22 protein-coding genes are annotated in these 20,069 nt (G+C 68.1%); 10 read left to right on the forward strand and 12 right to left on the reverse strand.

Annotation, left to right across the window (positions count from 1 at the left end):
• Window positions 1-255 precede the first annotated feature (255 nt).
• Together AC1DGI_RS17445 and AC1DGI_RS17450 are read left to right on the forward strand one after the other, a co-directional pair.
• The gene (locus tag AC1DGI_RS17445; RefSeq protein WP_476899730.1) at window positions 256-1,119 is read left to right on the forward strand and encodes an HpcH/HpaI aldolase/citrate lyase family protein; all 864 of its coding nucleotides are present in this window, start codon (window positions 256-258) and stop codon (window positions 1,117-1,119) included.
• A gap of 68 nt (window positions 1,120-1,187) precedes the next feature.
• Complete coding sequence (locus AC1DGI_RS17450; protein WP_441401566.1) at window positions 1,188-1,412, forward strand: DUF3188 domain-containing protein; 225 nt, start codon at window positions 1,188-1,190, stop codon at window positions 1,410-1,412.
• Here the strand turns inward: AC1DGI_RS17450 and AC1DGI_RS17455 are convergent.
• A complete protein-coding gene (locus AC1DGI_RS17455) occupies window positions 1,402-3,081 on the reverse strand; it encodes a SulP family inorganic anion transporter (protein ID WP_476899731.1) in 1,680 nt (559 codons plus the stop codon). The two genes, AC1DGI_RS17450 and AC1DGI_RS17455, sit on opposite strands and share 11 nt — an antisense overlap.
• Entirely contained in the window at window positions 3,078-3,455 is a 378-nt protein-coding gene (locus AC1DGI_RS17460; protein ID WP_441399781.1) for an ArsR/SmtB family transcription factor, read from the reverse strand. The genes AC1DGI_RS17455 and AC1DGI_RS17460 overlap by 4 nt, the downstream gene beginning before the upstream one ends.
• A gap of 147 nt (window positions 3,456-3,602) precedes the next feature.
• Between AC1DGI_RS17460 and AC1DGI_RS17465 the strand changes: the two genes are divergently transcribed.
• The 4 genes from AC1DGI_RS17465 to AC1DGI_RS17480 are packed head-to-tail and all read left to right on the forward strand — an operon-like array spanning window position 3,603 to window position 6,914.
• Window positions 3,603-4,088 carry an FAS1-like dehydratase domain-containing protein gene (locus AC1DGI_RS17465; RefSeq protein WP_441399780.1) on the forward strand — a complete coding sequence of 162 codons (486 nt, stop codon included), beginning with the start codon at window positions 3,603-3,605 and terminating at the stop codon, window positions 4,086-4,088.
• Between the two features lie 3 nt (window positions 4,089-4,091).
• A complete protein-coding gene (locus tag AC1DGI_RS17470) occupies window positions 4,092-4,529 on the forward strand; it encodes a MaoC family dehydratase (protein WP_441399779.1) in 438 nt (145 codons plus the stop codon).
• 15 nt (window positions 4,530-4,544) lie between these two features.
• Window positions 4,545-5,822: an MFS transporter gene (locus tag AC1DGI_RS17475; RefSeq protein WP_476899732.1), complete on the forward strand. Its 1,278-nt coding sequence runs from the start codon at window positions 4,545-4,547 to the stop codon at window positions 5,820-5,822.
• Window positions 5,823-5,846: 24 nt separating this feature from the next.
• Complete coding sequence (locus tag AC1DGI_RS17480) at window positions 5,847-6,914, forward strand: UDP-N-acetylmuramate dehydrogenase (protein ID WP_476899733.1); 1,068 nt, start codon at window positions 5,847-5,849, stop codon at window positions 6,912-6,914.
• Between the two features lie 8 nt (window positions 6,915-6,922).
• On the opposite strand, the gene AC1DGI_RS17485 is transcribed toward AC1DGI_RS17480, so the two are convergent.
• Both AC1DGI_RS17485 and AC1DGI_RS17490 read right to left on the reverse strand, forming a co-directional pair.
• Window positions 6,923-7,408: a hypothetical protein gene (locus AC1DGI_RS17485; RefSeq protein ID WP_441399776.1), complete on the reverse strand. Its 486-nt coding sequence runs from the start codon at window positions 7,406-7,408 to the stop codon at window positions 6,923-6,925.
• A gap of 40 nt (window positions 7,409-7,448) precedes the next feature.
• Window positions 7,449-7,928, reverse strand: coding sequence for a hypothetical protein (locus AC1DGI_RS17490; protein WP_476899734.1), 480 nt, complete (start codon window positions 7,926-7,928; stop codon window positions 7,449-7,451).
• Window positions 7,929-8,056: 128 nt separating this feature from the next.
• On the opposite strand from AC1DGI_RS17490, the gene AC1DGI_RS17495 reads away from it, so the two are divergent.
• The gene (locus AC1DGI_RS17495; protein WP_476899735.1) at window positions 8,057-9,172 is read left to right on the forward strand and encodes a winged helix DNA-binding domain-containing protein; all 1,116 of its coding nucleotides are present in this window, start codon (window positions 8,057-8,059) and stop codon (window positions 9,170-9,172) included.
• A gap of 6 nt (window positions 9,173-9,178) precedes the next feature.
• On the opposite strand, the gene asd is transcribed toward AC1DGI_RS17495, so the two are convergent.
• From asd to AC1DGI_RS17535, 8 genes are all read right to left on the reverse strand, one after another.
• Complete coding sequence (gene asd, locus AC1DGI_RS17500) at window positions 9,179-10,321, reverse strand: aspartate-semialdehyde dehydrogenase (protein ID WP_441399774.1); 1,143 nt, start codon at window positions 10,319-10,321, stop codon at window positions 9,179-9,181.
• Window positions 10,322-10,396: 75 nt separating this feature from the next.
• Window positions 10,397-10,615: an NF038396 family protein gene (locus tag AC1DGI_RS17505; protein ID WP_441399773.1), complete on the reverse strand. Its 219-nt coding sequence runs from the start codon at window positions 10,613-10,615 to the stop codon at window positions 10,397-10,399.
• Complete coding sequence (locus AC1DGI_RS17510; protein ID WP_476899736.1) at window positions 10,615-11,208, reverse strand: dihydrofolate reductase; 594 nt, start codon at window positions 11,206-11,208, stop codon at window positions 10,615-10,617. Before AC1DGI_RS17510 ends, AC1DGI_RS17505 begins: the two co-directional genes overlap by 1 nt.
• Window positions 11,205-12,008, reverse strand: a complete 804-nt coding sequence (locus tag AC1DGI_RS17515) for a thymidylate synthase (protein ID WP_476899737.1) — start codon at window positions 12,006-12,008, stop codon at window positions 11,205-11,207. Before AC1DGI_RS17515 ends, AC1DGI_RS17510 begins: the two co-directional genes overlap by 4 nt.
• 67 nt (window positions 12,009-12,075) lie before the next feature.
• Window positions 12,076-13,041, reverse strand: a complete 966-nt coding sequence (locus tag AC1DGI_RS17520) for an NUDIX hydrolase (RefSeq protein ID WP_441399770.1) — start codon at window positions 13,039-13,041, stop codon at window positions 12,076-12,078.
• 11 nt (window positions 13,042-13,052) lie between these two features.
• On the reverse strand, window positions 13,053-15,317 hold the full coding sequence (locus AC1DGI_RS17525) for an RNA degradosome polyphosphate kinase (protein ID WP_441399769.1): 2,265 nt from the start codon (window positions 15,315-15,317) through the stop codon (window positions 13,053-13,055).
• Between the two features lie 103 nt (window positions 15,318-15,420).
• Window positions 15,421-16,452 (reverse strand): mycothiol synthase, encoded by a 1,032-nt coding sequence (gene mshD, locus AC1DGI_RS17530; RefSeq protein ID WP_476899738.1) that lies wholly within the window; start codon window positions 16,450-16,452, stop codon window positions 15,421-15,423.
• 257 nt (window positions 16,453-16,709) lie between these two features.
• Window positions 16,710-17,408, reverse strand: coding sequence for a winged helix-turn-helix transcriptional regulator (locus AC1DGI_RS17535; RefSeq protein WP_441399767.1), 699 nt, complete (start codon window positions 17,406-17,408; stop codon window positions 16,710-16,712).
• A 315-nt stretch (window positions 17,409-17,723) separates the two neighbouring features.
• On the opposite strand from AC1DGI_RS17535, the gene AC1DGI_RS17540 reads away from it, so the two are divergent.
• From AC1DGI_RS17540 to AC1DGI_RS17550, 3 genes are all read left to right on the forward strand, one after another.
• Window positions 17,724-18,458, forward strand: coding sequence for a permease (locus AC1DGI_RS17540; RefSeq protein ID WP_476899739.1), 735 nt, complete (start codon window positions 17,724-17,726; stop codon window positions 18,456-18,458).
• A 181-nt stretch (window positions 18,459-18,639) separates the two neighbouring features.
• Window positions 18,640-19,254 (forward strand): nitrobindin family protein, encoded by a 615-nt coding sequence (locus AC1DGI_RS17545; protein ID WP_441403559.1) that lies wholly within the window; start codon window positions 18,640-18,642, stop codon window positions 19,252-19,254.
• 69 nt (window positions 19,255-19,323) lie between these two features.
• Window positions 19,324-20,058, forward strand: a complete 735-nt coding sequence (locus AC1DGI_RS17550) for a flavodoxin family protein (RefSeq protein ID WP_476899740.1) — start codon at window positions 19,324-19,326, stop codon at window positions 20,056-20,058.
• The last annotated feature ends 11 nt before the right edge of the window (window positions 20,059-20,069 follow it).

Raw genomic sequence — 20,069 nt, forward strand, 5'->3', positions numbered from 1 at the left:
TTCCTTCCTCGTCCCGTACGGCTGCACGTAATACTGATGCACCAATTCTCGAATCTCATCGCGGCTAATACCTCGCGGACCAACAGTCATGGCTACTCCTGCTCCTCTTCAATCACTGACTGACTCACAACCAGCCTGACGTAGAGGGTAATGCGAGCCAGTTGGGGAGGGCCGGAAGTGATTTTGGTCGTATTGGTCGCCCCAATTAGGGGTATCACTTGGCGGCGGGCGCCCCCGGACGGCTAGCGTAGAGGCATGACCTCTACCACCACCGCCGGGATTGTCCGGCCCCAGCGAAACATCCCGGCCGAAATTGCCCGCTCCTGGCTGCTGGTCAACGCCATGAAGCCGGAGCTCTTTGCACAGTCCGCGGAGTCCCGTGCCGACGCCATCATCCTGGACATCGAGGACGCGGTGGACCCGTCGCAGAAGGATGCAGCCCGCGAGCACGTCGTGGACTGGCTGACCGCCGGCGGCAGCGCCTGGGTCCGGATCAATGACGCCACCAGCCCCTTCTGGGCCGATGACCTCGCCGGGCTCCGCGGCACGCCGGGACTGCTCGGCGTGATGCTCGCCAAGACCGAGTCCGCGGACCAGGTCACCGAGAGCTTCCACCGCATGGACGGCAAGGTCCCGGTCATCGCGCTGGTCGAGTCCGCGGTCGGCATCGAGGAAGCCAACCACATCGCCAAGGCCCAGGGCGCCTACCGGCTGGCCTTCGGCTCCGGTGACTTCCGCCGCGACACCGGCATGGCCGCCACTCCGGAAGCGATGGCCTACCCGCGCGCGAAGCTCGTTGTCGCCAGCCGGGTCGGCAACCTGCCTGGTCCCATCGACGGACCTACGGTCGGCACCAACCACCCGATCCTGCGCGAACAGACCGGCATCACGGTGATGATGGGCATGACCGGCAAGCTCTGCCTCCAGATTGACCAGACCCACATCATCAACGAAGTCATCAGCCCCACGCCCTCCGACGTCGCCTGGGCCACCGACTTCATGGCCGACTTCGAGGCGAACGGCCGCGTCATCCGCGACGGCTCCGACCTGCCGCGCCTGGGCCGCGCCGAGAAGATCATGAAACTAGCCGTGGCCTTCGGGGTGCAGCCCGCCCTGTAGCCGGCCAGGAGCCGGTCCCGGGCCCGGCCCGCGTAAAGAGGCAGCGCTGCGCCACGTAGAATGGCACAGTGCTGAACGAATTCTGGGCCACCGCGCCGACCACCTACAAGGTGCTCGTCTTCAGCGCCATGGGCCTGATCGCCGCCGGTATCATCCTGAACCTGGTCGGCAACAACACCGGCAACCAGGGCCTGGCCGTCGCATCCCTGGCCGTCATCGGTCTCGGACTCGTCCTGCACATCGCCGGGATTGTGGTCCGCGGCCAAACGATCCGGAAAAACTTCAAGCGTTAGCGGCGGCGTTCCGCGCCACGTGGCTCCGGGCATGTTCCACGGCCTCGGACAGACTGCCGAACAAGTGCTTGTGGTGCCGCAGTGAGCGGATCACGCCCACGTTGGTCACGAGGTCCAGGTGTTGCGGCTGGACGCCCTTGAGCAGCACCGTGACGCCGCGCAGCTCCAGTGCGGAGATGACTTCGACCAGGGTGTGCGCACCGGTCGCGTCGAGCATCCGGACTTGCGAGAGCCGGATGATCGCGACCTGGATGTCTTTGACCTGGCTGATCTCCTGCAAAACCCGTTCCGCGGCACCAAAGAACATGGCGCCGTCCAGTCGGAAGATGGCGATGTGGCCGTCGCCCGGCGCCGCCGGCCCGGGGATGTCTTCGCGCTGGACCCCGCTGAGCGAGGCGAACTTGCGCAGCGTGAAGAGCGCCGCCGCGACCAGCCCGATTTCGATCGCCACGATCAGGTCGAACGCCACGGTGATCAGCGCCGTCAGAACAAAGACGAATGCATCGGCCCGGGTGGAGCGCAGCACCGCCGCCACGGTCTGCCGGGAGACCATGCGGGTGGCCGTGACCATCAGGATTCCGGCCAGCACCGCCAGCGGGATCCTGCCCACCAGCCCCGCCGCCAGATAAATAATGGCCAGCAACACTAGGGCGTGGACGATCGCCGCGATCCGGGTCCTGGCTCCGGAGCGGACGTTGACGGCGGTCCGTGCGATCGCGCCCGTGGCCGGCATGCCGCCGAAGAACCCCGCCGCCACCGAGGCCAGCCCCTGGCCGGTGAGTTCGCGGTCCGGGTTGTACCTTCCGGTGGGCCGGCCGTCGGGGCCGGCCATGCCGGCGGCCACCCTGGCCGATAGCAGGGACTCGATCGCCGCAAGCGTGGCGACGGACACCGCGGGCATCAGCAGGCCGCCCAGCGCCGACGGGTCCAGCGACGGCAGCGCCGGGGCGGGGAGGGAGTGCGGCAGCGCCCCAATCCGCGGGATCTGCAGATCCAAGAGTTCGGCGGCCACGGTGGCGAGCAGCACGGCTGCCAAGCTCGCCGGGATGGCCTTGCTGAGCCGGGGCAGCAGGACCATCACCGCCGCGACGCCGGCCACCACGGCCAGGGTTTGCAAAACGGTGGGAGCAGTCGCACTGGAGGCGCTTTCCACCGCGGCCAGCAGGGTATTGTGGCCGGGCACCCCTGCGGTGCCGGTGGCCGTCGGCACCTGCTGCAGGAAGATGATGGCTGCGATGCCGAGGGTGAAGCCTTCGACGACGGGCCACGGGATGAACGCGACGGCGCGGCCCAGACCGCTGAGGCCGAGAATGATGACCAGCAGCCCAGCCATCACGGAGACCAGGGCGATGCTGGCGACGCCGTGCGAGGCGACCACGGGGGCCAGGACCACCACCATGGCACCGGTAGGCCCGGAAACTTGGACGTTTGAGCCACCCATGACGGCAGCCACCAGCCCGGCCACCACCGCTGTGATGAGCCCAGCCTCGGCGCCCACCCCTGAGCTCACTCCGAAGGCGAGAGCCAGCGGGAGGGCCACGATGCCGACGGTGATGCCGGCGAGGAGATCGGTCCGCCAGGACGCGCGCAGGCCACCATAGTCGCGGCCGGACGGCAGGAACCGTGCGAGGTAGCCGTGTGCGCCGCGCACTGCAGTCCCGGCGGTCATGAGGCGGACGCCGGGAGGGGTGCGGCGGGGAGTTCCTGCGCGAGCCGGAACTGTTCGCCGGAGTCCGCCAGGCTGTCCAGCAGGAAGATCCGGGAAATGGCGAGCAGTTCGGCAATTTTCGGGTGGGCCAGCCGGTAGGTCACCACATTGGCGGTCCGGACCGAGGTCACCACCCGGTGCCGGCGGAGGGTGGCCAGATGCTGGGACAGGTGGGAGGCTTCCAGCCCGGTCTCGGTCAGCAGGTAGCTGACCGGCGCGGCGGTGTCCGGAGCGGCCGCCAGCAGTTCCAGCACCCGGATCCGGGCCGGGTGGGCGAGGGCCTTGAACAGGTTGGCCTTGATTTCGTATAAAGGGGTCTGCGCTGCGGAAATCACGGCTGGCCTGCGCTCTCATTTGGCACGCAACGGTGACACTGGTGCGTGAATTGCTGAATTGATGTTTCCATCATATCGCTCTATGGCAAGCGCCGCCCCGCGCTGCAGCGCGGCGGGTGGCGGCTCTCGGGGCGCTAGGCTTGAACCATGACTATCAATCCGGATCTGCAGGGCCGCAGTTATCCCGCCGCAGAGGTGTACGACGTCGGGCGCGAGAAGATCCGCGAGTTCGCGCGTGCGGTCAAAGCGACCCACCCCGCCCACTTTGAGGTCGACGCCGCCAAGGCGCTGGGCCACAGCGACCTCGTGGCCCCGCCCACCTTTGCGATCATCGTGGCGCAACGCGCCGATGCGCAGCTGATCGAGGATCCGGAATCCGGTATCGACTTCTCCCGCGTGGTCCACGCCGACCAGCGCTTCGTCCACCACCGCCCGATCGTCGCGGGGGACCGGCTGGTCGCCGAGCTGCACGTCGACGGGGTCCGCGCCATGGGCGGGGGCGCCATGATCACCACCCGCTCGGAGATCTTCTCCGTGAGCGGCAGCGAAGCGGGCAACGATCCCGGCACCGGGACGCGCGAAGCCGTCGCCACCACCACCTCGTCCATCCTGGTCCGCGGAGAGGAACAGTAACGCATGCGCCCCACACTTTCAGACCTCACCGTCGGCCAGGATCTCGGCAGCCGCAGCATCGACGTCACCCGCACTGACCTGGTCAAATACGCCGGTGCCTCCGGCGACTTCAACCCGATCCACTGGAACGAGGCGTTCGCCACTGGCGTCGGCCTGCCCGGCGTGATCGCCCACGGCATGTTCACGATGGGGGCCGCCGTCCAGCTCGTGGCCGACTGGGCCGGCGACCCGGCCGCCGTGGTGGACTTCCAAACCCGCTTCACCAAGCCGGTCCCGGTGGCCGACACGACAGGGGACACCGCCGCCGGAGCGGTGATCGAGGTCAGCGGCGCCATCGGAGCGCTCGACGCCGACGCCGGCACCGCGCGCGTGGACCTCACCGTCCTCGCAGGAGGCCAAAAGGTCCTCATGAAGGCTCAGGCCGTCGTCAGACTGGCCTGACCGGATGACCCTGCCGTGAGGGTGCCTGCCGCGCAGTCCGCCGAGGTGACCCGCTGGCGCAACGCCGTCGTCGTCGCCTATGGCTTCAGCGGCATCGCCTTCGCGAGTTGGGTATCGCGGCTGCCGGCGATCCGTGACGGGCTGGACCTGACGCCCGGCAACGTAGGCCTGCTGCTGTTGTGCATGACGCTGGGCTCCTTTGTCTCGGTGTCCGCATCCGGGCTGATCGTTTTGCGCTTCGGGTCCAAACAGACCATCCGAATCGGCAGCATCATGGTCGGGGCCGGGCTGGTCCTCGCCGGGTTCGGGACCTCGGTCCTGGTTAACCCGCTGGCGGTCGCTGCCGGACTGGCCGTGGTAGGTCTTGGCACCGCCAGCTGGAACACGGCCTCCAACGTTGAAGGCGCTGCCGTCGAGCGTGCGGTGCGGCGGCACATCATGCCCAGGCTGCACGGCTCGTTCAGCCTGGGCACGGTCGCAGGCGCCGGGGCGGGCGCCTGGGCTGCCGGCGCAGGAGTGCCGGTCTTCTGGCACCTGGCCGTTGTTGGCGCCCTGGTCGCCGGCTCCGTGGCCACAGCCGCCGGCTGGTTCCGTGCCGACATCACCCCGGTCGCCGAGGAAACGGCTTACAGGCCGGCCGGCCCGGACACCTTCGATGATCCCTCTACCGGCCCGTTGCCCATCATCAGCCAGGCCACGACGGGGCCGGAAGCGCCGCTGGATAACAAGCGGCAGATCGCCCAGGCCTGGCGGGACCGCCGGACCCTCCTGCTCGGCGTCCTGGTGCTGGGGCTGGCACTGGCCGAGGGTGCAGCGGGGGACTGGGTGGCACTGGCGCTCGCCGACGGCCACGGCCAGTCCGACGCTGCCGGAGCCGCCGGTTACGGTCTCTTCGTCACCTTCATGACGGTGGGCCGCTTTGCCGGCACCCTGGCCCTGGACCGGTATGGCCGGGTCCCGGTGATGCGCTGGTGCGCGGCCCTGGCAGTGGCCGGGCTGGGCTTGTTCGTCTTTGCGCGGGTTCCGTGGCTGGCCTACGTGGCCCTGGCCATCTGGGGTCTGGGCGCCTCGCTGGGTTTCCCGGTGGGCATGTCCGCCGCCGCCGACGATCCGGTAAAGGCCGCCGCACGCGTCTCTGTGGTCTCGACCATCGGGTACGGGGCGTTCCTCTGCGGGCCGCCCCTGCTGGGCCTGCTGGCCGAACACGTCGGCATCCTGCACTCGCTGCTGGCCGTCATGGTGATGCTGGTGGTCAGCTTCCTGCTCTCCCCGGTGGCCCGCAAGGCCGGCTGACCTGATCCCGGCTAGGCTGGAGAAGTGACCCAGACACTGCTTTCCGCCCTGACCACGGCCCGCGTCGGCGGCCCTGCCGCCAACTACCTCGAAGCCCGGACCGAGGCGGAGATCATCGACGCCGTCCGGGAGGCAGACGCTGGTGGAGAGCCGTTGCTGATCATCGGCGGCGGTTCCAACCTGCTGGTCGCAGACGAAGGGTTCCCCGGCACCGTGCTGAAAATCGGGTCCCAGGGCTTCGCGGTCAACGCGGAGGACTCCTGCGGCGGAGTCGCCGTCGTAGTCGAGGCGGGCCACAACTGGGACGCGCTCGTTGAGCACGCCGTCAAGCATGCCTGGTCAGGCATCGAGGCGCTGTCCGGGATTCCCGGTGCCACCGGCGCGACCCCGGTGCAGAACGTCGGAGCCTACGGCGCCGACGTGTCGCAGACCATCGCCGCGGTCCGCACCTGGGACCGCGAACGCAACGCGGTGCAGACGTTCACCAGCTCCGAGTTGAAGTTCGGTTACCGCGACTCCATCCTCAAACAGGCGACCTCCGGCGGGTCCCCGCGCTATGTGGTGCTCACGGTGGAATTCCAGCTGCCGCTGGGCCGGATGAGTGCACCAATCCGCTATGCCGAGCTGGCCCGGAACCTCGGCGTCGAGGTCGGCAAGCGGGCCTACTCCAACGACGTGAGGCGCGAGGTGCTCCGACTCAGGGCGTCCAAGGGCATGGTCCTGGACCCTGCGGACCCAGACACCTACTCCACAGGTTCGTTCTTCACCAATCCGATCGTGCCGGCCGGGGTCGCTGCAGGCCTGCCGGAGGACGCCCCCCGGTACCCTGCCGGCGCGGACGGGCTGACCAAACTCTCCGCCGCCTGGCTGATCGACCACGCCGGCTATGGGAAGGGCTTCGGCTTGGAAGCCGATAGCGTCTCGGGCGGCCGGGCCTCGCTGTCCACCAAGCACACCCTGGCCATCACGAACCGGGGCGGGGCCAGCGCAGAAGACCTGCTGGCGATCGCCCGCGAGGTCCGCCGCGGCGTCGTCGAACGCTTTGGCGTTGAGCTGCAGCCTGAGCCGCTGCTGATCGGAATCGAGCTCTAAGCCGAGCCCTAAAGGGGATGCGCGGCAGCCCGGGACGGTGTCCCGCGGGTGGTTGCCGACGCCGCGGCCAGGCCGTGGGCCCAGCCCAAGGCGGCCATGGTCGGGTAGAAGAAAGCCGAGGCAAGACTGGTAGGCCGCAGCGGCCCGAACACACCGGCGGCCGCCATCAGCATTGCCCCCACCGAGGCCAGAGCCCCGAGAGCGGCCAGCAGCACCAGAACCCGGACCAGGCGCGGGTGCGCACGCCAGCCGCGCAGTAGCCGGACCGTGACGCCCAGCGTGCGTGCCGCCCGGGTGCCCAGCGTCGTCACTGCGTAGGCGCCGGCCAGCCCGACCACCCCGCCGGCCAGATATGGCTCCGAGTCCCGGCTGTTGGCCTGGCTGAGCAGAGCCCCGACCATCGAAAGAGTTCCGGCCAGCACCGCGAGGCTCGCCAGCGTCATCAACATGATCCGACCCTTACCCAGCACCGCCAGCGAAGTCCCCAAAGTCATCCGGCCAGCCTATAACGGACCCGCAACAGCGGGTGCGGACCTACTTCCGGCCGCGGCGCGGGGCCACTTTGCTGAAGAGCATGAAGGTGAACCCGGACGCCGCCGCGCCCAGCAAGAAAACCTGGCAGAACGCCACGGACTGGGCGCTGGGTCCGGTCCGCAGTACCAGCCCGGCACACGCGAAAGCCACTGCTCCGGCCAGCAGCACGATGGAGCCCAGCAGGAAGCTCTGCACCGTGGCCGGGAACTCCGCGGCAGGGTCGATCTCGAACTCGGTGGCGTCGCGCGGTGACCGAGGCCGAGGCTGGAGGGTGGCCGCCGCGACGAAGCTCGCGACCGCGACGGCCATGCAGGCCGCGGAAAATGTCTGGAAGGCAGTCATAAGGGGGGAGAGACGGGTGCCACCGGCGATGGCGATGGCGAGGCCGGCCGCCATTCCAACCACGCTGGAAGCCCAGCCCAGCAAGGCCAGCCTCCTGCACACGGGCCGTAGCCGCGGCCACGCCTCACTCAATGTCATTCATCCACCTTAAGGAAGCCGGCTGGGCGCAGGCTGGGAGCGGCCCGGGCGCGGACCATGCAGGTGCCATGGAGGCCCGCAGGTGCCGGATCCGCCCGGTCTGTCGGCGCCGGACCTAGGATGTTCCCATGGCAGCAGTGCTCCCAACCCGACTGAGCCGGGCCGTGATGGGCAGGCTCCGCCTGGCCTCGCAGGGGCTCACCGGTGCCGGGTTCGGCTCCGTCCCTGAGGCCGTCCGGTCGATGACCGCCCTGCAGGCACAGGACCTGCGGGCTTCGCTCTGGGCCGTGGGGCAGCGCGTTCCGGGCTCCCGGGTGGCCGATGTCCGGGCCACTTTGGATCGCGGTGAGATCGTCCGGTCGTGGCCGATGCGCGGCACCCTGCACCTGCTCGCGCCGGAGGACCTGAGGTGGATCCTGGACATCACCTCCGGCCGTCTGATCAAAGCCCTGGCCGGTCGCCACCGGGAACTCGGCATCTCAGCAGCGGACGTTGACGCTGCCGCCGAGGCCGCGCTGCTGCGGGTCGCGGGCGGCGCGGCCGCCAGCCGGGCGGAACTGTTCCAGACCTTCGAAGAAGCCGGCCAGTCCACGGCCGGCCAGCGCGGCATCCATCTGCTGACGATGCTGTGCCAGCGCGGGTGGCTGGTGCAGGGGCCGCTGGCCGGGAACCAGCAGCTGGTGGTGGCCTTCGACGACTGGATCAAAGACTCCCGGCGGCTGGACCGCGCTGAAGGCATTGCGGAATGGCTGCTGCGCTATCTCCGCAGCCACGGGCCGGCCACAGAGCGTGACTTCGCCTGGTGGTCCGGAATTCCGCTGACGGAAACCCGGGCGGCGCTGGCCGAAGTGCGGCACCAGCTGGCGGCAGTGGAATTCGAGGGGGCCCGGTACTGGCTCGCCCCGGAGACGGCCGCCCTGCTCGACGACGGCGTGCCCGGCCAGCGCACCGTGCTGGCGCTCCCGGGCTTCGACGAGTTCGTGCTGGGCTACACGGACAGGTCCATCGTGCTGCCGGCACAGCACGCGGACAAGATCGTTCCTGGCGGCAACGGGGTGTTCAAGAAAACCATTGTGGCCGGCGGGCAAGTGGTCGGCACCTGGGTGTCGCGCGGGAACGGCCGCGGCGCCGTCGTCGTCCCGGAGCCTTTTGACGGCGTTAACGGCCTGCGGCCTGCAGCACTTAAGTCCTTTGAGCTGCAGGCCGCGAAGTACCGGCGGTTCCTGGCAGTTGATGCCCCCTAGCTGCGCCTAGAGCGTGCCGGTGGCGATCTTGAGCATGCGCCGCAGCGGCTCCGCGGCGCCCCACAGGAGCTGGTCTCCCACGGTGAAGGCGCTGATGTACTCGGGGCCCATTTCGAGCTTGCGGATCCGGCCCACCGGGATGTCCAGGGTGCCGGACGCCGCCACCGGGGTGAGGTCCGCCATCGAGGCTTCCTTCGTGTTGGGCACCACCGTGGCCCAGGGGTTGTCCGCGTCGAGCAGCTTCTCGATCTCGGCCACGGAAAGGTCCTCGCGGAGCTTGAGCGTGAGCGCCTGGGAGTGAGAGCGCATGGCGCCGATCCGGACGCACAGGCCGTCCATGATGACGCGGTCCGCGCCGGTGGTGCCCAGGATCTTGTTGGTTTCCACCCCGGCCTTCCACTCTTCCTTGGACTGGCCGTTGCCGAGGTCCGCGTCGATCCAGGGGATCAGCGAGCCTGCCAGCGGCACGCCGAACTGGGTGGCGTCGATGTCGGTGCGCTGGTGCGCCAGGACCTTGCGGTCGATCTCGAGGATGGCCGACGCCGGGTCATCCAGTTCGCTGCTGACCTCGGCGTTGAGCGTGCCGAACTGGCTCAGCAGTTCACGCATGTGCCGGGCGCCGCCGCCGGATGCGGCCTGGTAAGTCATGGAGGTGCCCCACTCCACCAGGCCGTTCTTGAACAGGCCGCCGAGGCCCATCAGCATGCAGGAAACGGTGCAGTTGCCGCCGATGTAGTCCTTGACGCCGCCGGAGAGGCCAGCGTCGATGACGTCGCGGTTGATCGGGTCCAGCACGATGATCGAGTCGTCGTTCATGCGGAGGGTGGAGGCTGCGTCGATCCATAGACCGTCCCAGCCGCGGCCGCGCAGTTCGCCGTGGACCTGCTTGGTGTAGTCGCCGCCCTGGGCGGTGACGATGATCGGCAGTTTAGCCAGCGTGTCGACGTCGAACGCGTCCTCCAGCCGGCCGGCCGCTCCGGTCGCCGCACCGGCAATATCCGGGGCGGCCCCGCCGGCGTTCGAGGTGGAGAAGAAGACGGGGTTGATGTCGGCGAAGTCGCCCTCGTCCTGCATGCGCTGCATCAGGACGGAGCCGACCATGCCACGCCAACCGACCAGTCCGACGGACGGGGTAGCTGCTGTAGTCATTGGGCCAGTTTAGACTTTGCGGCGGCCGGGCCGCAGTCGGTTACGTCACGGGCCGGCGGGCCGGCGGGCCGGCCGTTACTTGCCGTCGGGCTCTGCCAGCAGTGCGCTCTTGCGCCGGCGCAGGGCGAACACCGCCCCGAAGGCGAACACCTGGGTGACGACGACGAGGACCACCGCGCCGGCGATCTTGTTGCCGCCGAGGATCATGGTCAGTCCCACGATCGCGGACAACAGAGCCAGCAGGGGCAGCAGCATGTACCCGAGGACAAACAGCGTTTCCGGTTTCCGCAGCACTACTTGGCCTCCGTCCGGCGCCACAGGGTGACACGGTAGCGGGTGCCGTTCGCGGCGGTCAGCCAGCCGTCGGACGGGAGGCTCGCCTCAGCCGTCCAGTCGTAACCGAGTTCCGGCGCGAACGTGTCGCCCTCGGTGGTCGTGTCGATGGTGGTGACGACGGCGACGTCGGCGAGGTCGAGGGACTGCGTAAAGATTTCGCCGCCGCCAATGATCCAGACCATCGCCTGGCCCGGCGCGAACTGGGATTCGAGCAGGGCATCGTCGAGGGACCGGACCGCCAGGGCGCCTTCCGCGTCCGGCGTCCCGCCCCAGCCTTCCTGCCGCGTGATCACGATGTTCGTCCGGTCGGGCAGCGGCCGGTATCTGTCCGGGAAGGATTCCCAGGTCTTGCGGCCCATGATGACCGGGTGTCCCGTGGTGAGCCGGCTGAAGTGCTTCATGTCCTCGGGCAGGTCCCAGGGCATGGCGCCGGCCTGGCCGATCACGCCGGTGCTGGTCTGCGCCCACACGAGGCCGAGCCCGGTGAGGCTGCCGCGGAGCCGTTCGGTGAAATCGGCCGGTTCGAGGGATTTGCTGGTTTCGTTGCTCATACGGCTATCGGCGCCTTAATCGTGGGGTGGTGCTGGTAGCCGACCACCTCGAAGTCCTCGAGGGTGTAGTCGAAAATTGACGCTGGTTTGCGGGTGATCCGGAGCTGCGGATAGTCGTACGGTTCCCGGCGCAGCTGGGTGAGGACCTGGTCCAGATGGTTCTCATAGATGTGGACGTCCCCGCCGGTCCAGACAAACTCGCCCGGTTCCAGCCCGGTCTGCTGGGCCAGCATGCAGGTCAGCAGGGCGTACGAGGCGATATTGAACGGCACGCCCAGGAAGGTGTCCGCGGAGCGCTGGTACAGCTGGCAGGAGAGTTTGCCGTCGGCGACGTAGAACTGGAAAAAGGCGTGGCATGGCGGCAGCGCCATGTTCTTCAGCTCGGCCACGTTCCAAGCCGAGACGATGTGGCGGCGCGAGTCCGGGTTGGCCTTGAGATTTTCCACCAGTTCCGCGATCTGATCGATGTGGCCGCCGTCGGGGGTCGGCCAGGAGCGCCACTGCACGCCGTAGACCGGGCCGAGTTCGCCGTCGGCCCCTGCCCATTCGTTCCAGATGGTGACGCCCTGGTCCTGCATCCACTTCGCGTTGCTGTCCCCGCGCAGGAACCACAGCAGCTCCACCGCGACGGACTTGAAGTGCACCCGCTTGGTGGTGATCAGCGGGAAGCTCTTGCCGAGGTCGAAGCGGAGCTGCCGACCGAACACGCTGCGGGTCCCCGTTCCGGTGCGGTCCGATTTGTGCGTGCCGTGCTCCAGGACATCGCGCAGCAAGTCTTCATAAGGCGTTGGGATGCTCACGGTCCCAGTCTACTGAGAACTGCCGGGCTGTTGAGAACAGCCGGCCCGTGCCGTGCTCATCGACTACCTAATCGTCGAAAGGCCGGAACTGCTCCACCGCCACGATCTTTCCCTTGGCACGTGAAACGTGGCAGACCAGGATTTCGCCGGCCGACAGGAATGGGTCCGTGGCCGGCAGCAGGGCACGCAGCCGGGAGTTCATGTGTTTGCCCAGCTGTGCAAAGACCGTGGGCAGGACGGGCCGGTGCGTGCACAGGGCCACGGCGCGTTCCTTGTCGATGAGTGCCTCGACGAGGTTCGCGGCCTTGTGCGGACTCCGGCCATGCCGGTGCTCGGTCAGGGAATCGTCCAGTTTCACCTTGGCGTCGACGGCCTTGGCGTACGGCGCGACCGTGGCCACGCAGCGAAGCCACGGGCTCGTCAGCACCCGCGACGGGCTCCAGGCCTGCAACAGGCGCCCCACGGCCTGGGCCTGGCGGGTCCCGGTGGCTGCGAGCGGACGGTCGCCCTCCGCTTTGGACCAGGAGGAGCGCGGTTTGGCCTTCGCATGGCGGATGACCAGCAGCGGCCAGGTGGCAAGTTCACCGCGGGCGTGGGCTTCGACGAGGTGTTCCAGCGGGGCACGGTCGCCCGGATTGCTCAGCAGGCCCGTAGCCTTTTCCGGCGAACACCACAGGACGCTGTCCACCTCCTTGCCGTCCGGGTGGAGCGGGGCGCCGTCGACGTCGACAGCCCAGTAGTGCACCACCTTCAGGCCGGCCTGCACGTGGTAGTGGATCGGCGGCAGCGGGACGCCGAGGGGCGCCTTGAGGCCTATTTCTTCCTCGACCTCGCGGGCCGCGCACTCGGGAACGGTTTCGCCCGGGTCGATTTTGCCCTTGGGCCACGACCAGTCGTCATACCGGGGGCGGTGGATCAGCAGGACCTCAAGTTGGTCCTTGTTGACGCGCCACGGCAGCGCGCCGGCCGCGACGACTGCAATCGCCTCGCCCGGGTGGTCCGTCTGGTCCGCGATCGGTGCATCGCTACTCACAACCGGCGGCCCTAGCGCAGGCTCGCCGGGCGCTGCCGCGAACGGGACGCGAGCAGCCATGACTGGATGTCCAGCAGCGGGGTGCCGTCCTCGGCGAGGTGGTGGCGGATCCAATCGCCGCTACTGTCCAGATGCCAGCTGGCGGTTCCCGGATCCATGTACCGGCGCAGCAGGTCCAGCACGTACGAGGTGTCATCCCCGCTGCGGAGTTGCACGAGGGCCTCCACCCGGCGGTCGAGGTTCCGGTGCATCATGTCAGCCGAACCGATGTAAACCACCGGCTCGCCGCCGTTGGCGAAGGCGAAGACGCGGGAATGTTCAAGGAAACGGCCCAGGACGGATCGGACCGTGATGTTCTCGCTCAGACCCGGCACGCCGGGGCGCAGCGAGCAGATCCCGCGGACAATGATGTCCACCGGTACCCCGGCCTGCGAGGCCCGGTAGAGGGAATCGATGATGGCTTCATCCACCATCGAGTTCACCTTGATCTGGACCCGGGCGGGGATCCCGGCCCGGGCGTTGCGGATTTCCGTTTCGATCCGGTCGATCAGCCCGGAGCGCACCGAGCGCGGGGCAACCAGCAGCCGCTTGAAGGTCGACTTCGGGGCGTAGCCGGAAAGCTGGTTGAAGAGTTTGGACAGGTCCTCGCCCACCTGCTCGTTGGCCGTGAGCAGGCCGAGGTCCTCGTAGTAGCGGGCGGTGCGGGGGTGGTAGTTGCCGGTGCCGATATGGCAGTAGCGGCGGAGCCCGTCCACCTCCTGGCGGACCACGAGGGAGAGCTTGCAGTGGGTCTTCAGTCCCACGATCCCGTACACCACGTGCACGCCTGCCTGCTCCAGTTTCCGGGCCCAGGAGATGTTGGCCTGCTCGTCGAAGCGGGCCTTGATCTCCACCAAGGCGAGCACCTGCTTGCCGGCTTCGGCGGCGTCGATCAGGGCATCAACGATGGGCGAGTCTCCGCTGGTGCGGTACAGGGTCTGCTTGATGGCCTGCACCTTCGGGTCCGCGGCGGCCTGCTCGAGGAAGGCCTGCACGGAGGTGGAGAAAGAATCGTAAGGGTGGTGCAGGAGGATGTCGCGCCGGCGCATGGCCGCGAAGACGTTGGCCGGCTTCGCAGTCTCCGACTCGTTCAGGTAGCGGGAGGTGTGCGGGACGTGCTTGGGGTAATGCAGGTCCGTCCGGTCGATCCCGGCGATGACCGAGAGTCCGCGCAGGTCCAGCGGGGCCGGGACGGAGTAGACCTCGGACTCCTCCACGCCCAGCTCGCGGATCAGCAACGCCCGGATGTTGGGGTTGATGTCGTTGGTGACTTCGAGCCGCACCGGCGGCCCGAAGCGGCGGCGCAGCAGTTCCTTTTCCAGCGCCTGCAGGAGGTTCTCGGCGTCGTCCTCTTCGACCTCGACGTCCTCGTTGCGGGTGACCCGGAAGGTGTGGTGTTCGAGCACCTCCATGCCGGCGAAGAGCTGGTCCAGGTGGACTGCGATGACTTCCTCGAGCGCGATGAACCGCGCCACCCTGCCGGGCACGGAGCCGGCGCGCGGGCCGTCGATGGAGATCAAGCGCGGCAGCTGGTCCGGGACCTTGAGGCGGGCGAAGAGCTCCTTGTCGCTGACCGGGTTGCGGACCACGACGGCGAGGTTCAGTGAGAGGCCGGAGATGTACGGGAACGGGTGGGCGGGATCGACGGCCAGCGGCGTCAGGATCGGGAACACCTTCTCGGCGAACATGGCGCTGAGCTGGTCCTTGGCCTGGTCGTCGAGCTCTTCCCAGCGCATCAGGTGGATGTGCTCGTAGGCCAGCGCCGGGCGGATCTGTTCCGCGTAGACGCGGGCATGGCGCTGCTGGAGCCGGTGGGCCTCCTCGCCGATCTGCTCCAGGACCTGCATGGGGCTCAGACCGGCGGGGGAGGGGACCGCGAGGCCGGTCGCGATGCGGCGCTTCAACCCGGCGACCCGGACCATGAAGAACTCGTCCAGGTTCGAGGCGAAGATGGAGAGGAAGCTGACGCGTTCCAGCAGGTAAAGCTCGGGATCTTCGGCCAGCTCCAGGACGCGCGCGTTGAAGGCCAGCCAGCTCAGCTCCCGGTCCAGGAAACGGTCAGGGCTGATGTCGCCCTCCGGTTCCAGGTTGGGAGCGAACTCTGGGATATCGATCCGGTCCTGGGTGGCCCGCGAGGCGGGCACCTCCGAGGAGCCGAACTGTGCCCGCGCCGGACGCGCAGCCTTGCCGTTCAGAGCGGCTTCGGACGTTGCCGTCCCGGCAGATTCCCGTTGCATGGTCTCTCCTAATGCTGACGCGATTTAGCTTCAACCTTACAAGCAATCGGGGCCCGACGAGCCCGGATTTCGGCCGCTCCCGGGCACCCGGCGGCGGGGCCGGCTACTGTCCCCGCACCGGCGCGTACATGACGTCCACGTCCCAGCGCGAAAAGCCGAGCCGCCGATAGAGCGCGACGGCGGGAATGTTATCGGCGTCGACGTACAGCATCACGGCGTGCAGGCCTTGCTGCTGCAGGTACCTGATGCCGGCGACGGTCAGGGCCTTGCCCAGGCCGGTGCCCTGCGCCTCGGGGGCGACGCCGACGACGTACACCTCGCCGATCGCCGGGTGCCCGCCGTGCTGCGGGTGGACCTTGGTCCAGTGGAAGCCGAGGATCCGGCCGCCGGCATCGACCGCGAGCAGGAACCCGGCCGGGTCGAACCACGGCTCGGCCATCCGTGCGTCGAGGTCGGCCCGGCTCATGTTGCCTTGTTCCGGGTGGTGGGCAAACGCGGCCCGGTTGACCGCCAGCCAGGCGTCCTCGTCGGCGCCGGGCGCGAAGCTGCGCAGCGAGATACCCTCCGGCACCGCAACGTCGGGCAATTCCGAGGCCGCCGTGGCGAGCCGCATCTTCCATAGTTCGCGGACCGGGGCGTAGCCGTAGCGGGCCGCCAGGTCCGCGGCGGCCTCGTGGTTGCCGTGTGACCACGCCTTGAGGCCCGCGAAGCCGCGCACCCGCTGCAGCTCCCCGACCAGCCGGTCAGCGACCCCCTGATTGCGGTAGCTCGGGTGGACTGCCACCTCCAACACCCCGGTGCCGTCCGATTCCTCGACGACGACGGCGAAACCCGCCAGGTCGTTGCCCCGGGCCGCGGCAGGCGCGCCGCCGGGACGGACGGCGGCGGCACCGTATCCGGCGTCCTGCCGGGCGTCGTCGCCGGAATAGTCGGGGGAGTAGAGGGCCAGGGCCAGCACGGTGTGCGGCCCGCCGCCCGCGGCGCGCAGCGTCACGAGGGTCTGCTCCGAGAGCGGCGGATTGCCGTCGGACTCCTCAGCGGCGGCGACGAGGGCCCTGACGTCCCGCATCAGCTGTTCGTCGACAGTTCCCTGCAGGGTGAGTACGGGCCAATTCTCCGGGTGCGCGGGACTCATGGTGCAAGGCTATACGTCCGCGGCCCGTCGGCGCGCGGAGCTCCGGTGGATTTGATGCCGCCGGCCCTGGGACGTATAGTCGTTAAGTCATCCGGCTTGCCGGCTGTGAGGGGGATCCACCACTGGGGTGGCCTCGATACGTTCGACCCGTATGTCCTCCACTGCAACGCCAAGGGCAATTGGCGAAAAGCAAAGCCCCGGACTCTGAGAGTCCGGGGCTTTGCTGTGTCCGTTGGGTGCCGTCCGAAGGAAGCGGCTCAGGCTTCGGTGAGTTCCTCGTCCGGTTGCCGGACCAGCGTCAGGCGGTAGCCGACGTTCCGCACCGTGCTGATCAGGTTCTCGTGGTCGGCACCGAGCTTGGCCCGCAGCCTCCGGACATGGACGTCCACGGTCCGGGTGCCGCCGTAGTAGTCGTAGCCCCAGACCTCGGTGAGGAGCTGCTGGCGCGTGAAGACCCGGCCGGGGTGCTGGGCCAGATACTTGAGCAGCTCGAATTCTTTGAAGGTCAGGTTGAGCACGGCCCCGTTGACCCGGGCCGTGTAACTGGCTTCGTCGATGACGACGCCGGCAGCCCTGATCTCCGTGGGCGCGTCGTCGTGGTCCGGCAGGGCGCGTGCGACACCGAGGCGGATCCGGGCTTCGACTTCGGCGGGGCCAGCGGATTCGAGCAAGATGTCGTCCACGGCCCAGGCCGAGGAGACGGCCGCCATGCCGCCTTCGGTCAGGATCAGCATCAGGGGCGCGCTCAGTCCGGTCGCCTTGAGCAGCTGGGTGAGGGAGCGGGCGCCAACGAGGTCCTTGCGGGCGTCGAGCAGGACGATGTCGCAGGGATCGGTGTCAAGCAGGGCTGTGGGCTCGGCGGGGAGAATGTGGACGCGGTGGTTCAGCAATTCCAGCGCAGGCAGGACGTCCACCGATGACCCGGTGCTGTTCGTCAAAAGCAGGATGTGCGACATGGTTCCTCCAAGGGGTGTCCGCGCATCGTTGGGCGTCTGAGCCGGGCTCCTAGCGGAAGGTGCCGGGCGTCCGGACGGTGTCCGGACGGCGCCTGCCGGAGGAAGCGTAGCTGAGCCTTGAGTATACCTAAACGCCATTTCCCGGACACTGTTTCGCCGTTCCAACTTGGTTCTTTTGCGACACAAAACTTTCAGATAGGGCAGGATTGACCCGTCGGGGCCTGCCGTCCCGGCGGAGTCGAGCAGGCCGAGGTGGGTCCGCAGTGAGCGAAGGTGCCGGTTGATCGTGGCTATGTTGAGCGTGGGGGACACACTGTGAAGTCATGGAGCGTGGGTGCGGTCGGGCTGGCCGGACTCGCCGCGATCGTTGCCGGGACCTATTCCGCTCCGGAGGTCCTGCTGGCTGTCGCCGTGATCATGGCGGCCTGCGTCGGCGTTGGCTGGCCGCACTTCCTGGGCATCCCCGCGAAGAAGACCCTCGCCGCCCTGATCGGGCTGCCCGGCATCGGCTCGGCCGTGGCGGCCACCTACCTGCCCGCCCCGGGGTTCCTGAACTGGACGCCCGCGTTCGTGGCGGCGGGCGTGATGGCCATCTTCGTCATGCAGCTGATCCGCGGCACCGGCCAGGCCCAGCGCCTCGAATCGACCCTGGGATCCTGCGCCGGCGTCCTGCTGTCCTGTCTTGGCGCCGGTTGGATCGCCTGCTCGCGCTTCAACGGGGTCCGGGAAATGCTGCTTATCGCGGCCATCAGCGCCGCGATCGCCCTGATGGCGGGCCTGATCCGCTGGCCGGACCGGATCGTCGCGCCGCTGGGGATCGTCGGGGCAGGGCTCGCCGGTCCGCTGGCCGGCCTCGTGCTCTCGGACATCGCCGTGCTGCCCGCTGCGCTCGTCGGAATCGTCGTCGGTGCCGTACTGGTCAGCTTCCGTCGGCTCGTGATCATCCGGGGCGAAACCTTGAACCTGCCCGCCATGCTGGGCATGGGTCTGGCGCCGGTCTCTGCGGTCGGTTCGCTGGCCTACTTCATAGACAAACTACTCATTCACTAACGCGTTAGGATGGCATCATGTCCGTACTTGCATTTGAAATTTTCTTCCTCGTCCTGCTTGCCGTCGCTGGCCTTTCCATGGCCTGGTTCGCCGGCTTCGTGGTGTACCGGCTCTTCAAAGGCCAGCGGTAGGCCGACCGGGCGAACACCCGTCCAACCCGTAGCTTCCAGAGGTAGCCGCTGTGCCGATTGAAATTCCTAGCGATCTGACCCCGGAAATCGTTCCGCTGTCCTGGCTCATCGGTGAGTGGGAAGGCCGGGGACGGTTGGGCGCCGGGGAAGAGGATTCCGAGCACTTTCTCCAGCACGTCTCCTTCACCCACAACGGGCTGCCCTACCTGCAATACCGGGCCGAGTCGTGGCTGACGGACGACGACGGAACCAGGCTTCGTCCGCTCACCGTAGAAACCGGCTTTTGGGCCCTGGAACGCAAACAGCGCGAGGAAGACGGCGGCCCCGGGCTCATCCCGGCCGACATTGTCCCTGTGCTCAAGAGCGCGGACGAAGTCGAGGAGCTACGCAACGGCGACGGCGGCTTCGACATTTCCGTTTCCATCGCGCATCCGGGCGGCATCTCCGAGCTGTACTACGGCCAGATCAAGGGCCCGCAAATCCAGCTCAGCACCGACATGGTCATGCGCGGCAGCCATTCCAAGGAATACACCGCGGCCACGCGGATCTTCGGCCTGGTGGACGGCAACCTGCTCTGGCGCTGGGATGTGGCCACCGGTAAGGGTTCGACGCCGGGCGGCGGCCTTGAGGCCCACGCCTCGGCGATTCTCAGCAAGGTCGGCTGAACCGCCGGTTCGGCCATCAGCCGGTCTTGCTGAAATTCCGAAGTCCGCAGCGAACGCAGGGAGCACCCAGTGAGCGACACAGCAAACGGCACCCCGAACACCGGCAAGTTCAGCGACCTCAAGGCCGTCTTCTTCAATGGCACCCTGAAGAAGTCGCCGGAGACCTCCAACACGCAGGGCCTGATCGAGATCAGCCGCCGGCTGATGGAGAGGCAGGGCGTGGCCACCCGTGTCATCCGCACGGTGGACCACGACATTGCCAGCGGCGTCTACCCCGACATGCGGGAACACGGCTGGGCCACTGACGAGTGGCCGGAGCTGTACCCGGCAGTTCAGGCCGCGGACATCGTGGTGGTCGCCGGTCCCATCTGGCTCGGCGACAATTCCTCCCAGACCAAGAAACTGATCGAGCGGCTGTACGCGCACTCCGGCCAGCTGAACTCCAAGGGCCAGTGGGCGTTCTACCCGAAAGTGGGCGGCTGCCTCATCACCGGCAACGAGGACGGCATTAAGCACTGCGCCATGGACGTCCTCTACAGCCTCCAGCACATCGGGTTCACCATCCCGCCGCAGGCCGACGCCGGTTGGATCGGCGCCGTCGGGCCCGGACCGAGCTACCTGGACGACGGCTCCGGCGGCCCGGAAAGCGACTTCACCAACCGCAACACCACCTTCATGACGTGGAACCTGCTGCACCTGGCCCGGATGCTCAAGGACGCCGGCGGCATTCCTGCCTACGGCAACCTGCCCGAAGAGTGGAAAGCCGGCACCCGATTCGACTTCGAAAATCCGGAATACCGCTGAGCGCTGAGGAC

The sequence above is a fragment of the Arthrobacter sp. 05N428_2 genome (genome assembly GCF_056397065.1).